The 12,734-nt window shown below is 68.5% G+C and carries 14 protein-coding genes and 1 tRNA gene; 10 read left to right on the top strand and 5 right to left on the bottom strand.

Features of this window, described 5'->3' with window-relative positions; translation table 11 throughout:
• Window positions 1-81: 81 nt before the first annotated feature.
• Window positions 82-1,626 (bottom strand): helicase HerA-like domain-containing protein, encoded by a 1,545-nt coding sequence (locus K9D12_RS12610; RefSeq protein WP_223060414.1) that lies wholly within the window; start codon window positions 1,624-1,626, stop codon window positions 82-84.
• Window positions 1,627-1,687: 61 nt separating this feature from the next.
• On the opposite strand from K9D12_RS12610, the gene K9D12_RS12605 reads away from it, so the two are divergent.
• From K9D12_RS12605 to K9D12_RS12590, 4 genes are all read left to right on the top strand, one after another.
• Window positions 1,688-1,981, top strand: coding sequence for a type II toxin-antitoxin system VapB family antitoxin (locus tag K9D12_RS12605; protein ID WP_047312530.1), 294 nt, complete (start codon window positions 1,688-1,690; stop codon window positions 1,979-1,981).
• Window positions 1,978-2,493: a LytR C-terminal domain-containing protein gene (locus K9D12_RS12600; RefSeq protein ID WP_223060413.1), complete on the top strand. Its 516-nt coding sequence runs from the start codon at window positions 1,978-1,980 to the stop codon at window positions 2,491-2,493. Before K9D12_RS12605 ends, K9D12_RS12600 begins: the two co-directional genes overlap by 4 nt.
• A gap of 81 nt (window positions 2,494-2,574) precedes the next feature.
• Window positions 2,575-2,664: transfer RNA gene (locus K9D12_RS12595), tRNA-Ser, on the top strand.
• Window positions 2,665-3,447: 783 nt separating this feature from the next.
• Window positions 3,448-4,029: a TetR/AcrR family transcriptional regulator gene (locus tag K9D12_RS12590; protein ID WP_223060412.1), complete on the top strand. Its 582-nt coding sequence runs from the start codon at window positions 3,448-3,450 to the stop codon at window positions 4,027-4,029.
• Between the two features lie 84 nt (window positions 4,030-4,113).
• Here K9D12_RS12590 and K9D12_RS12585 read toward each other — a convergent pair whose 3' ends face one another.
• Window positions 4,114-4,623: a ferritin gene (locus K9D12_RS12585; RefSeq protein ID WP_223060411.1), complete on the bottom strand. Its 510-nt coding sequence runs from the start codon at window positions 4,621-4,623 to the stop codon at window positions 4,114-4,116.
• A gap of 101 nt (window positions 4,624-4,724) precedes the next feature.
• Between K9D12_RS12585 and K9D12_RS12580 the strand changes: the two genes are divergently transcribed.
• The 4 genes from K9D12_RS12580 (at window position 4,725) to K9D12_RS12565 (ending at window position 8,417) form a co-directional block, all read left to right on the top strand.
• Window positions 4,725-5,702, top strand: coding sequence for an NAD(P)H-quinone oxidoreductase (locus K9D12_RS12580; protein ID WP_223060410.1), 978 nt, complete (start codon window positions 4,725-4,727; stop codon window positions 5,700-5,702).
• A 16-nt stretch (window positions 5,703-5,718) separates the two neighbouring features.
• A complete protein-coding gene (locus K9D12_RS12575) occupies window positions 5,719-5,973 on the top strand; it encodes a hypothetical protein (protein WP_223060409.1) in 255 nt (84 codons plus the stop codon).
• 10 nt (window positions 5,974-5,983) lie between these two features.
• Complete coding sequence (locus K9D12_RS12570) at window positions 5,984-6,511, top strand: PadR family transcriptional regulator (protein WP_129666786.1); 528 nt, start codon at window positions 5,984-5,986, stop codon at window positions 6,509-6,511.
• Window positions 6,512-6,629: 118 nt separating this feature from the next.
• The gene (locus K9D12_RS12565; protein ID WP_047312536.1) at window positions 6,630-8,417 is read left to right on the top strand and encodes an FUSC family protein; all 1,788 of its coding nucleotides are present in this window, start codon (window positions 6,630-6,632) and stop codon (window positions 8,415-8,417) included.
• A gap of 4 nt (window positions 8,418-8,421) precedes the next feature.
• Here K9D12_RS12565 and K9D12_RS12560 read toward each other — a convergent pair whose 3' ends face one another.
• The 3 genes from K9D12_RS12560 to K9D12_RS12550 all read right to left on the bottom strand — a co-directional run bounded on the left by K9D12_RS12560 (window position 8,422) and on the right by K9D12_RS12550 (window position 10,636).
• Complete coding sequence (locus tag K9D12_RS12560) at window positions 8,422-8,745, bottom strand: ASCH domain-containing protein (protein ID WP_223060408.1); 324 nt, start codon at window positions 8,743-8,745, stop codon at window positions 8,422-8,424.
• 128 nt (window positions 8,746-8,873) lie between these two features.
• Complete coding sequence (locus tag K9D12_RS12555; RefSeq protein WP_129666777.1) at window positions 8,874-9,563, bottom strand: ABC transporter ATP-binding protein; 690 nt, start codon at window positions 9,561-9,563, stop codon at window positions 8,874-8,876.
• On the bottom strand, window positions 9,560-10,636 hold the full coding sequence (locus K9D12_RS12550) for an FtsX-like permease family protein (protein WP_223060407.1): 1,077 nt from the start codon (window positions 10,634-10,636) through the stop codon (window positions 9,560-9,562). The genes K9D12_RS12555 and K9D12_RS12550 overlap by 4 nt, the downstream gene beginning before the upstream one ends.
• Before the next feature lie 146 nt (window positions 10,637-10,782).
• Between K9D12_RS12550 and K9D12_RS12545 the strand changes: the two genes are divergently transcribed.
• Together K9D12_RS12545 and K9D12_RS12540 are read left to right on the top strand one after the other, a co-directional pair.
• A complete protein-coding gene (locus K9D12_RS12545) occupies window positions 10,783-12,072 on the top strand; it encodes a sensor histidine kinase (RefSeq protein WP_223060406.1) in 1,290 nt (429 codons plus the stop codon).
• Window positions 12,069-12,701 carry a response regulator transcription factor gene (locus tag K9D12_RS12540; protein WP_223060405.1) on the top strand — a complete coding sequence of 211 codons (633 nt, stop codon included), beginning with the start codon at window positions 12,069-12,071 and terminating at the stop codon, window positions 12,699-12,701. The genes K9D12_RS12545 and K9D12_RS12540 overlap by 4 nt, the downstream gene beginning before the upstream one ends.
• Window positions 12,702-12,734: the final 33 nt, after the last annotated feature.

Below are 12,734 nucleotides of genomic sequence, written 5' to 3'. Positions count from 1 at the left end.
AAGCGCCAGGGCGCCGGGCTGCACGCCGTCGGCCACGAGCTGTGCTGCCGTGCGGCCCGCTTCGTCCGTGGGGAAGGCGCGTCAGCGACGGCGGCCCGTACCGAACAGACTGCGGGTGATCTCGCGGCCGATCTGTGTGCCCGCGGAGCGCATGAACGACTTGAACGCGCTGGAGCGCACGACCTGGCTCACCATGCCGGGCTCCTCCTTCGGCTTCGCTGCTTCCCTCGGAGCGGCCTTGGGCTTTTCCTCGGCGTTGTCGCTCTCGGCGGGAGCCTGTGCGAACTTGTTCTGAAGACGCTCGTACGCGGATTCGCGGTCGACGGCCTCGGAGTACTTCGAGGCGATGGCGGAGGCGCCGATGACGCGGTCCATCGTCTCCTCGCTCGCCGGGGCCATCTTCGACGTCGGTGCGAGCATGCGGGTCCACGCGACGGGCGTCGGCGCGCCCTTCTCGGAGAGCACCGTGACGACGGCCTCGCCGGTGCCGAGCGTCGTGAGGAGCTCCTCGAGGTCGTACCCACTCTTCGGGAAGGTACGTACGGTGGCGTTGAGCGCCTTCTGATCATCCGGCGTGAACGCGCGCAGCGCGTGCTGCACCCGGTTACCGAGCTGACCGAGAACGCCGGCGGGGACATCCTTCGGGGTCTGCGTGACGAAGAAGACACCGACGCCCTTGGAGCGGATGAGACGAACGGTCTGCTCGATCTGGTCGACGAACGCCTTGCTCGCCTCGTCGAAGAGCAGGTGCGCCTCGTCGAAGAAGAAGACGAGCTTCGGCTTGTCGAGGTCGCCGGCTTCCGGGAGCTCCTGGAACAGGTCGGCGAGCATCCACATGAGGAACGTGGAGAACAGCGTCGGCTGCTCCTGGACGCTCGGCAGTTCGAGGCAGGTGATGATGCCGCGACCGTCGGCGCCAGTACGCAGCAGGTCCGAGGTCTCGAACTCCGGCTCACCAAAGAACGCCTCGGCGCCGCCGTCGGCGAAAGCGATGAGATTGCGCAGGATGACTCCGGCCGTGGCTGACGAGAGACCGCCCAGTTCCTTGAGGTCGGCCTTCCCCTCGTCTGACGTGAGGTGAGTGATGACGGCGCGCAGATCCTTGAGGTCGAGCAGTGCGAGACCCTGGCTGTCGGCATAGTGGAAGATCAGCCCGAGGCTCGACTCCTGGGTCGAGTTGAGGCCCAGCACCTTAGACAGCAGCGTCGGGCCGAACGATGTGACCGTGGCACGAACCGGCACGCCCTTGCCCTGACCGCCCAGCGCGAGGTACTCGACCTCGAAGCCCTTCGCCTCCCACGTCTGACCCACGTCGGACGCACGCTGCGCGACCTTGTCGTTCGACTCGCCTGGCTCGGCCAGACCCGAGAGGTCGCCCTTGATGTCGGCCATGAAGACGGGCACGCCGTTCGTGGCGAGCTGCTCGGCCATGAGCTGGAGGGTCTTGGTCTTACCGGTACCGGTGGCTCCCGCGATGAGTCCGTGACGGTTCATCATCGCGAGCGGCAGACGCACCTGGACGTCTGGTGCTGCCGTGCCTGCGTCGACGGCAGCCCCGAGGTCGAGCGAGCCGCCCTCGAAGGCGTAACCCGTGCGGATGGCTTCAAGCTGATTGTTTTCGCTCACGCGGCGACAATATCCGGCGCGTGTGTGCACGCGCAGTAGACGACGCGCATAAAATGAGGCCGTGATCTTCAAGGCCGTCGGCGACTCGCGCCCCTACCCCGACCACGGCCTCGTGACGCCCAAGGACTGGTCGCCGATCACGCCGCGTGTCGTCCGCCTCGCAGATCTGACGACCACCCGCGCCACGCTCGATCTCTCGGCGCTGCTTTCGCAGGATTCGACCTTCTACGGGGACATCTTCGCGCACGTCGTCGCCTACAGCGGCGAGCTGTACCTCGAGGACGGCCTGCACCGCGCCCTGCGCGCCGCGTTGCAGCAGCGTTCCACGTTCCACGCCAGGGTGCTTTCGCTGTGAGCTACGTCCGCGACAACGGTCTCGAGCGTGCCCGCCGTCGGCGCGAGCGGCGCTCGTTGGCGATCCTGACGCTCTGCGCCCTCCTGGTCATCGGCTCCGTCGTCTTCGCCGCCACATTCATGTCCCAGCCGAGCAAGCCGAAGGCCGGCGAGTGCCCCAGCGGCACGACGACATCGCTGCCGCCTCAGGCCACGTTCCCCGTCAACGTCTACAACGCGGGCGGGCCGAAGGGCGCTGCCGGTGACGCCGCCGACGCCTTGCGCACGTACGAGTTCAATGTCGGCACGGTGAGCAACGACCCGTACAAGAAGAAGATCTCCAACGTGGGCGAGATTCGGTTCGGTCCGGGCGGAGCCCAGAACGCCAAGAAGTACGTCGAGCCACGCGTCCCGGGCGCGAGGCTCGTCCAGGACGGGCGCGACGGCGCTGGTGTCGATGTTGTCGTCGGCCCGCAGTTCCCGACGCTCGAGAAGGCCGCGGAGAAGCCGTCCGCCTCACCCAGCTGCTCCTGATCACCAGCGGGCTTACGACATTCCTCACGCCCCGGTCATCCCGTTTTTGACTCAGTGACCCACTGTTGTAATCTTTCTGGCGGTGGCGTGTCCGAGCGGCCTAAGGAGCACGCCTCGAAAGCGTGTGTGGGGGTGACTCCACCGTGGGTTCAAATCCCACCGCCACCGCCAGATACGAATGGACCCCCGCCCAGGACCAGCGACGAAGTCGCCCTGGGCGGGGGTCCATTCGTATCTGATGAAGCACGGGGGATTTGGGAGGAGTGACGCGCGAGCGAGCGACAGCGAGCCCCGCGCGTCACGACGGCTCCCACCGCCACCGCCAGACAGAGAAGGACCCCTCCGGATCAGCGACAAAGTCGCCCGGAGGGGTCCTTTTCTGTCCGATGAAGCAAGAGGGAGAGGGCCCACCGCCTGTCGATCGGACCACTCGACGGACCGATGACGCCCACTCCAGCCACTGAGGACGCACCCTCCACCCATAGGGAGGGGCCACACACCCCAAAGTGCCCCTCATTTCCACCAGATCGAAAAGTGGGGACCAAGGTCCCGTCACGCCGCTTTGCGCGCACTCGGGGCCGACAATCCCCCGACGTGACGGGCAAAACGGGCCACCTCACCACAGTTGGACGATTTTCCAACTCCGCGAGCGGAACCCGTTTCGCAGCGCATCCGGGCGATCTCAGCAAGAAGTCACTGTACTCTCTTCCGCCCGCCAACCCGGGGGCGTCCGGTATATTGACCAACAATCAACCATCTGGTTTCTTCAGAGCCTTGCGATCGGGCTGCCACCCATTGTTCGACCAGGGCCCAGGACCCGACAGGGATTCGGACGACCGTCCAAATATTCGCGTATCGTGTGCCATGCCAACGGCACTCGGCGTGGGACCACCAGTCAGCATGATCGCTCGCAGGCGGCACGACCGCACTGCAAGCCCCACAGGAGGATGTTTCATGGCCAAGAACGTGCGTCAGCGCATGATCGTGGGCGCTTGCGACCTGTTGTCGCGACGCGGCCTCCAATCCACCTCGTTCGCGGAGGTCACCCAGGCAACGCGCACCCCGCGCGGCTCGATCTACCACCACTTCCCCGGGGGAAAGCAGGAACTCGTCCTTGCTGCTCTCGATGCAAACGCGGAGTCCTTCGTGGAGTGGATCGGCTCCATCTGCCGCGTCAACCCCGAGCAGTTCGTTCGTTCGGTGCTCGACGGCTACCGCGCGTACGTTGTCGACGGCGAATTCGAAGTGGGTTGCGCCGCCACCGCCGTCACCGTCGCAGCGGAGAACACCGAACAGCTCGACCGATGCGCCGTGGTCTTCGCCACGTTCGTCGACGCCCTGAGCGACGGCCTCCGCGAGTGCGGCGTCGAGCCCGAGGCTGCCCGCTCCTTCGCCACCCTCGCCTTCTGCTCCCTCAACGGTGCCACGACCGTGGCACGCGCAGCCCGCACGGCTGCATCGCTCGACACCGTCGAGCACCACCTCATCGATCAGGCACGCACGCTTCCCCGCGTGCACGTGGCTGCCACGGCCTGACGCCTCTCCGGCACGTGAAAAGCGGCCGGTACCCGCTCGGATGAGCAGGTACCGGCCGCTTTCTGCGTCCGGAGGAACCTCGGATCAGCCCTCGGTCGAACGCGTGGGGCGCTGGCCGAGCTCCTCGTCGAGGCGCAGGAGGCCAGGGCCGTCGTCCTTGATGAGTTCGACGCGACCGACGATCTCGCTGACCGTCGCTTCTTCCTCGATCTGCTCGGTGAGGAACCAGTTGAGCAGCGGACGCGAGTCGAGGTCACCCTCGGAATCGGCGGAGCGGTACAGCTCGCGGATCGATTCCGAGACCTTCTTCTCGTGCGCGTAGGCCGCTTCGAAGGCGTCGAGCACGGTCGAAACCTCGACGCTCGGAGCCATCTGGGAGCCGATCTTCGGGTGGTTGTCGCGGTCGAGCAAGTGGTCGATGAACTTGTTGGCGTGGACGATCTCCTCGTCCGCCTGGTGCCGCAGCCACGCAGCCATGCCCGGGAGGTCCATAGCGTCGAGCTCGATGGCGAGCTGGCGGCAGACGATCGAGGCCTCGAACTCGAGGGTGATCTGGTCGTTGAATGCCTTTTCGAGATCTGCGCTGAGCTTCATATCTGCATCGTGCCACTTCATTCGGCGTGGCGCAGGTGAGACGAGGCAAGCCTGACCAACCGCCCCGTCCCGCGCGGAGCTTCGTCACATAGGCTCGAAACATGCTCGCTATCACGCTGCCCGAGTTCGGTGACGAGAGCGTCCTCACTCCCGCCGACGTCGACACGCCCAGCCCCGCAGACCTCGCCGGCGACGAGGTGCTCATCCGCGTCGCGGCTACAGGCGTCAACCGCGCGGACCTCATGCAGCGCCAGGGTTTCTACCCGCCGCCGCCCGGCGAATCGGAGCTTCCGGGCCTCGAGGTCTCCGGCACGATCGAGGCCGTCGGAACCGACACGCTGGGGTGGAAGGTCGGCGACGAGGTCTGCGCGCTCCTTGCCGGAGGCGGTTACGCCGAGTACGTCGTGGCCCCGGTCGGCCAGATCCTGCCGGTCCCCCACGGCATTGACCTCGTCACCGCAGCAGCGCTCCCGGAGGTTGCCTCCACCGTCTGGTCGAACGTCTTCCTCACGGCCGACCTCCAACCCGGCGAACTCGTCCTCGTCCACGGCGGCGGCAGTGGCATCGGCACGATGGCCATCCAGCTCGCCAAGGCGTCCGGCGCCCGCGTCGCCGTGACGGCCGGCTCGGCGGAGAAGCTCGCCGCCTGCAAGGCGCTCGGAGCAGACATTCTCATCAACTATCGCGAGGACGACTTCGTCGACGCGATGGACGCCGAAGGCGGTGCGAACGTCATCCTCGATGTCGTCGGAGCCAAGTACCTCGAACGCAACATCGCGGCTCTCGCGCCAAGCGGGCGGCTCGTCGTCATCGGCATGCAGGGCGGGACGAAGGCCGAACTCGACCTGTCGAAGCTGCTCGCCAAACGTGCGCAGATCACCGCGACGGGTCTGCGCTCACGCCCGCGCGAGGAGAAGGCCGCCATCGTCGCGCACGTGCGCGAAAACGTCTGGCCGCTCGTCGAATCCGGCGCGGTGCGTCCGATCGTGCACGCCACCTACCCCCTCACCCGGGCGGCCGACGCCCACCGCGAGCTCGCCGCCTCGCAGCACATCGGCAAGGTGCTCCTCACCGTCTGATCGCACAGCCACTCCGTTGACCGAGCCCACGACGAGCGCATTGCTCGCCGTGGGCCCGCGCGTGTCGCCCTTGCGCCCCCCTCAACACATCCTGGCGCGGGACGCCACCGGAACGGCTTACACCGAGACCGGCGCCACGAGCGTCCCCGGAACCTATGTGGTTCCCTGGTGGCTGCTGCTCATCCTGCTCGTCGGCGTGCCCCTGCTCGCCGCGGCGATCTCGATGACGTTCGCCCGGCGCACGCCGCCGCTGACCCGGCGCGAAGCATGAGGAGGCTGTCATGAGTGTTCGCAACAGTCTTCTCGCCCTTCTCGACTCCCAACCGATGTACGGCGCCCAGCTCAAGGCCGAGTTCGAGGCTCGCACCGGCGGTCAGTGGCCGCTGAACATCGGTCAGGTCTACACGAGGTTGGGGCGCCTCGAGCGCGACGGTCTCGTCGAGGGCGCCGGTACGCCGGACGCCGACGGGCGCATCCCCTACCGGCTCACCGACGCCGGCCGCGCCGAGGTGCTCGGCTGGTGGGATCAGGCGGTGCCGCGGGACGTCACGCCCCGCAACGAACTGGCCATCAAGTTGGCCCTCGCCGTGACGATGCCGGGCGTCGACGTTCGGGCTATCGTCTCGGCGCAACGGGCGGCGACGTTGACGCACCTGCGCGAACTCAACCGCTCGAAACCGCGCCGGTCGTTCGGTGAGACCCCGCCTGGTGTGGGCGCCGACGAGCTCGTCCTCGAGTCGCTCATCTTCGCCGACGAGGCCGAACTGCGCTGGCTCGATTACGTCGAGGAGCGACTGGCGCGCAGCTGACCCCTGCGCGAACCACACCGTGCGCGGGTCCGGGTCACACCGGGCCCGCGTTCGTGTGTTCGGTATCCGTCGCACGCTCGGTGGCCGTGCACGGCGCCGGGCCGACAAAATAGGAGTCATGTCCCGGCTGACCATGCTCCTCGTCCCGCCCGAGGTGCGGCGCGTCGCGCGACGCCGTGGCGTGACGAAGAGGCGCGTGGCCGACGAGCTACACACCTTCGTCGAGGTGAAGCCCTCTCCGGGACGCTGGAAGGTGGCTGCGCACATCACGACCTGCGTGACGCTCACCGTGCTCACGCTGTCGCTGATCTTCGGTCCCAAGATGGGATTGCTCGGCCTCACCGGAACGTTCCTGTGCACCGTCAGCGTGCGACGCACGTGGCGCCACCGCGTCACGATCCTCGCCTCGATGACACTCGCCTACGCCCTCGCCCTGACCATCGGCGTGAGCGTCGCGGGCAACGCGCTTCTCACCACCCTCGCCCTGACGGCGATCGCGGGCGTCAGTGTGTTGCTCTACCATGCGCTCGTCGGCGACCCGCCCGGGCCGGTGTTCCTCACGATCGGCCCGGCCATCGGCACCTACCTGCCCACCACGGGCGTGGCCGGTTCGACGTTCGTCCTGGCCGCGTCGCTCGGCGCCGTGATGTCGAGCGTGCTCAGCCTCGCCCTGCAGTGGCCGTTCCGGCACACTCCCGAGGACGAAGCCGTCGAGGATGCGCAAGAGGCGTGTGACGAATACTTCGCCACCGACCCCGACGGCGACTTCGTCGAGACGGGCCGCCTGCGCGACGCCGCATACGGCTCGATCTTCAACGCCGCGTGGGCCGTCGCGTTGGCCGCAGGACGCCGCAACCGCAACCCGCACCTGCGTGATCTCACGGCGCAGGTGCGCAAGATGCACATCGCCGTCGTCCAACGCACCGCCGCCACCCGCCTGCCCGACGCCGACATCGCCGTCCCGACGATGCTCCAGGCGCGCTACCTCGGGCGTCCGCCGCGGCGTTACCTGCTCGAGTGGGGGCTGTCCCGCTCTTCCCTGCCCTCGCTCATCGCGCGCCGGGCCGCGCTCGCGGTGCTCGCCACCTGCGTCATCGCGTACGCCCTCGGCGTCTCACACCCGTACTGGGCCGTCATGACAACGGCGCTGCTCGTCTCCCTCAACGGTGACCGACTCTCGCTGACGCACCGCGCCGGCCACCGCTTCGTCGGCACCGTCGTCGGCGTCGGCCTGTTCTTCCTCGTCAGTCTGGCCGGACCGACCGACTGGTGGGTCATCGTCATCGCGCTCGTGTGCGTCTTCCTCCTGCAGTGGTCGGTCGTGAGCAACTACGCGCTCGGTTCGATGTTCATCACACCGATGGCGTTGCTCGTGGCCTCCGTCGGCTCGTCGCACGCACCGACGACCGAGTTGATGCTCGACCGCGTCTTCGAGACGGCGCTCTCGTGCGCCATCTGTGTTGTAATCTTGTGGGCGTTCGCGCGACGTCTGCCGATCCGTTTGGTGCGCAGGCAGTTCCGCCGCTCGCTGCGAGCGCTTCAGCGCGTGCTCGTGCTCATGGCCGACGGCCAGCAGGATTCGGACCGGGGCGTCGCCGCCCGGCGGGATCTCGTCTTCGAACAGCTCGAGGCCGACCACGTGCTCGCGATGGCGGCCACCGATCTGCCGCACACCCTCGGAACGTGGGAGGAGGTGGAGGCCAGCCTCAACTCCACGTCCTACGTGACGCTCGCCGCGTGCTGGACCGCGGACCCACTCAAGCTGCTCGACGCCGAAGCGATGAGCGCCCGCCTCACGCGCCTCATCCACGATCTGCCGCCGATCTCGACGCAGGTCGTCGACTCCACCACGGTGGCCACCGGCCTCGACGAGGTGCTCGCGGTCGGGCTCGCGCGCCGCAGCTGACGCACTACCCGGAGTTCTCGTCGTCCCTCTCGACGACGAACCGTACGACCTCGACCACCGCGTCGTCCGGCATCTCGGCGTAGTAGTTACGTCGCAGAGCTTCCACGAACTCCCGCATGTCGGTGCCGGGCGGAGCGTCCGCCTGCTCGGCCGTGAGGGTCGCTGCCGCGTGGCTCGTGACCGACTCGACCCGGCCACGAAGACTGCGAGCACCGAAGGCGAACCGGGCAGCGCCGGGTGCGATGTTCTCCTTCCATCGCACGGTGGTGGCCTTCGTGCCGACGCTCACGGCGTCGAAGTATCCCTCGGCGAAGCCAACCTGCTGCATGCCGCCAGGATGGCACTCGGCGCCCACGAGGTGGGCGAGATCCCGACGTGTTCCCGACCGATGCACGAACGCGCGAGAAGCGACGATCGCTTCCCGCGCGTACGGTGCGCCTGTGAACTCGTCGTACGTCAGGCGGCCTCGGCCCGCTCGGAGCGGCTCAGCCGACCGTCGACCATCTCGTACACGGAGTCGACGGCGGTGAGCGTCGGCAGGTCGTGCGTCACCATGAGCGTCGCGACGCCGGAGTCACGCGTCACGTCGCCGATGAGGCGCATGACGGCAGAGCTGCGCTCGGAGTCGAGCGCCGACGTCGGTTCGTCGACGAGGAGCAGCTCGGGTGAGTTCATGAGCGCCCGGGCGATACCCACGCGCTGACGCTGACCGCCCGACAGCTGCGCCGGACGACGGCTCGCGGCGTCCTTGAGGTCGACTGCCTCGAGCAGTTCCATCGCGCGATCCTGGACGGCCTTGCCCTTGCGCCCGTCGAGGCGGGCCACGGCTTCGAGTTGTTCCGCGGCGGTGAGCGATGCGATGAGGTTGCTCTGCTGGAAGACGAAGCCGATCGACGACAGGCGCACCGCGGCCGCGTCCTTGCGCGACAGGCCCGAGACGACACGGCCACCGATCGCGACGCTGCCCGAGTCCGGCGTCTGCAGCAGACCCGCCACGGCGAGGAGCGACGACTTACCCGAACCGGACGGGCCGGTGACGGCGGCGAACTCGCCGGGTTCGACGCTGAGGCTGACGTGGTCGACCGCGGTGATGCGGCCGGCGCCGTCGGGGAAGGTGAGAACGGCGTCATCGACGATGAGGCTCATCGTGCAGCTCCTAGCGCTGAGTTGGGGTCGACGGTCGCGATGCGGCGCAGGCTGACGAGCGCGCCGAGCAGACCGAGAACCATGAGAAGGACGAGGGGGACGAGGGTCGTCGTCGGGCTGACGACGAAGGGGACGACGTCTCGGGCGAGCAACCCGCCGACGGTCGCGATGAGCGTGCCGAGGCCACCACCGATGAGGAGGAGAATCGCGGCCTGGCCGAGGGCGTCACGCACGAGGTAGCTCGTGCGGGCACCCATCGCCTTGAGCACGGCGAGGTCCGGCGTGCGCTGGATGGTCCAGATCGTGAAGAACGCTCCCACGACGAGGGCCGAGACGAGCATGAGCATGACGCGCATCAGCGTGAGCGAACCGTTCTCGGCCTGGTAGGCGGAGATGGTGGACAGGGAATCGTTCGGTGTCATCGCCACGAGGTCGCTCTGCTTCTCGAACGCTGCCGCGTCGAACGAACCGTCCGTCTTCAGCAGGGCGAGCGAGGTGCCGCCCGCGGTCTGGACGCCCCCGGCCTTGGCGTCGGTCTGCGTCATCCAGACGACGGGAACGTGCTGGTAGGAGGCGTCGTCGCTCAGCGCCTGCACGCGAACCGACTTGTCGCCGAACGTGATCGAGTCACCGGCCGCCACGTTCGCGTCCTTGCCGAGGCCCGAACCGACGACGACCGAGCCGGGACGAACGCCCGACGGCGCGGCGAACGATCCGTCCTCGACGACGAAGACCGTCACGGCCGAGCGGACACCGTCGACGCTGACGCGGCTCTGCGCGATCGCCAGTGACGTCGCCTCCGTGACGACGGGCTGGTCGGCCGCGTCCTTCACCGCGGACGACGCGACGCGAGAGGAGTCGAAGCCGACCTTCTGCCCCTGGGCCGGCTGCGAGAAGGCGATCTGGGAGACGCCGCGATCCGGCATCGTCGAGACGGCGGCAACGCTCTCACGCCCGAGGCCCGCCGCGAGCCCCGTCAGCATGACGACGAGCAGCGTGATGAGAGCGACCACGCCGCCGATGAGCGCGAACCTGCCCTTGGCGTGGCGCAGGTCGCGGGATCCGAGAAACATCTCAGCCTTTCCGAACAAGAGGTGCGGGAGTGAATATCTCCATTCCATCGCGGTTCCCGCGCGCACACATCGACCGCTCGGCGAGGCCCACCTCAACCGTTTGGTTGATACCGCCGCGCGCCTTGCCAAGGCAGAATGAAGGGACGATGAGTGCCCACCCGCCGCCGTCCGCCACAGCCCGACGCCCCGAGACGGCGCGCGCAATCCGCGCCATGCAGGCCGCCATGCACGTGCTCTTCGTCCTGCTCTTCGTCGTCGGGCTTGCGCGTGCCCTTCTCACGCAGACGATGACGGCACCGCACCTCGCGCTCCTGTTCGTCGCGTCGGCGCTGTTCATGGGCCTCTACTGTTTCGGCCTCACGCTGGAGCGCCGTCCGGTCTCCGACGCGCGCCGCGAACAGCTCGCCCAGGTGTGGATCTCAGCGCTCGTCGTGGCGTGGATCGCGCTGCTCGCCGTGGCTGCCGACTTCGCGTGGCTGGCGTTCGCGTTCTACTTCCTCGTCCTCTACGTCGCGCGACGCGCGCTCGCCGCGGCCCTGGTCGCTGTCGTGCTCGTTGCGAGCGTCGTCGCTCTCGCGAGCTCGAACTCGACGCGGGGACCGGGCAGCCTCATCGGCCCGTTCATGGGCATGCTCGTCGCCCTCGGCATCGCGTGGGTCTATGTCCAACTGCGGCGGGAGAACGACGCCCGCAACCTCCTCGTCGACCAGCTCGTCGCTGCGCAGGACGACGTCCTCGCCGCCCAGGAGGAACTGGCGCACGCGCAGCACCGCGCCGGGGTCCTCGCCGAGCGCGAGCGCCTCGCCCGCGACATCCACGACACCCTCGCCCAGGGCTTCTCCAGCATCCTGCTCCTCTCGCGTGCCGGGCTGGCGCGCGAGGACGGCGAGGGCACGCTGTTGCGTCAGATCGAGGAACAGGCCGCGGAAGGGCTGACGCAGTCCCGCGAGGTCGTCCACGCCCTCGCGCCGACGGAACTCGCCGACGCTCCCCTGTTCGCTGCCCTCCGCCGCCTCGCCGAGCGCCTCGGCGAACAGACCGGCATCGCGGTGTCCACGACGTGCGACGGGGACGCCCGCCCGCTGCCGTCCCCCGTCGAGGTCGCGTTGCTGCGCATCGCACAGAGCGGTCTCGCCAACGTGCGCATTCACGCCCAGGCTTCGCGCGCCGGGGTGACGCTGGCCTACTCGCCCACCGACGTGACGCTCGAGATCATCGACGACGGTGTCGGCTTCGACGAGGCCGCCGTCGAGCGCGCCCCGCTCGGTGGCAGCGGATTCGGCCTGCGTGCCATCCGCGAGCGCCTCGTCGAACTCGGCGGGCAGCTCGAGGTCGAGTCGGCCCCCGGTGAAGGGGCGGCGCTCTTCGTCAGGATCCCGACGGCCACCTCGCCTGCCGCACCATCGCCCGTCACGACGAACGGAGGCGCCCTGTGACCACGGTGCTGCTCACCGACGACCATCCCGTGGTTCGAGCCGGCCTGCGGGCCCTGCTCGTGGCGTCGGGCATCGACGTTCTCGCCGAAGCGAGTGACGGCGCGGAGGCAATCGCCGAACTCGATCGGCTCACGGCCACCGGAACACCGCCCGACGTCGTCCTCATGGACCTGCAGATGGGCGACGGCATGGACGGTGTGAGTGCGACGGCGGCCATCCGTGGCCGCGGATGCGCCCCCGCGGTGCTCATCCTCACGACCTACGACACGGACACCGACATCCTGCGCGCCGTCGAGGCGGGCGCCGGCGGCTACCTGCTCAAGGACGCCCCACCGGAGAACCTCGTCGACGCCGTCCACCGCGCGGCACGCGGCGAGACGGTGCTCGCACCGGCCGTAGCGCAGCGCCTCGTCACCCGCCTCGCGCAGCCGACAGCCTCTCTCACGGCGCGCGAGGTGGACGTTCTGGAACGGGTCGCCGACGGCGCGACGAACCGCGCGATCGCCAAGGCACTCTTCGTCTCCGAGGCCACCGTGAAGACCCACCTCGTGCACATCAACGAGAAGCTCGGGGCCACCTCCCGCACGGACGCCGTCGCCAAGGCCCGCACTGCCGGCATCCTGCGCTGACGGAATTCGGTGTGGTGAGGCAATCACCATGTC

The organism is Dermacoccus sp. Tok2021, from assembly GCF_019895135.1.
GTDB classification, from domain to species: domain Bacteria; phylum Actinomycetota; class Actinomycetes; order Actinomycetales; family Dermatophilaceae; genus Dermacoccus; species Dermacoccus abyssi.
This window is presented reverse-complemented; position numbering and strand designations above follow the sequence as displayed.

What these genes read in the sequence shown, in the direction of transcription:
- K9D12_RS12570 (WP_129666786.1), top strand. Translation starts at nt 5,984, where the DNA reads ATGAGTGTTCGCAACAGTCTTCTCGCCCTTCTCGACTCCCAACCGATG.
- K9D12_RS12585 (WP_223060411.1), bottom strand. Translation starts at nt 4,623, where the DNA reads ATGAAGCTCAGCGCAGATCTCGAAAAGGCATTCAACGACCAGATCACC.
- K9D12_RS12550 (WP_223060407.1), bottom strand. Translation starts at nt 10,636, where the DNA reads ATGTTTCTCGGATCCCGCGACCTGCGCCACGCCAAGGGCAGGTTCGCG.
- K9D12_RS12580 (WP_223060410.1), top strand. Translation starts at nt 4,725, where the DNA reads ATGCTCGCTATCACGCTGCCCGAGTTCGGTGACGAGAGCGTCCTCACT.
- K9D12_RS12565 (WP_047312536.1), top strand. Translation starts at nt 6,630, where the DNA reads ATGTCCCGGCTGACCATGCTCCTCGTCCCGCCCGAGGTGCGGCGCGTC.
- K9D12_RS12545 (WP_223060406.1), top strand. Translation starts at nt 10,783, where the DNA reads ATGAGTGCCCACCCGCCGCCGTCCGCCACAGCCCGACGCCCCGAGACG.
- K9D12_RS12590 (WP_223060412.1), top strand. Translation starts at nt 3,448, where the DNA reads ATGGCCAAGAACGTGCGTCAGCGCATGATCGTGGGCGCTTGCGACCTG.
- K9D12_RS12560 (WP_223060408.1), bottom strand. Translation starts at nt 8,745, where the DNA reads ATGCAGCAGGTTGGCTTCGCCGAGGGATACTTCGACGCCGTGAGCGTC.
- K9D12_RS12555 (WP_129666777.1), bottom strand. Translation starts at nt 9,563, where the DNA reads ATGAGCCTCATCGTCGATGACGCCGTTCTCACCTTCCCCGACGGCGCC.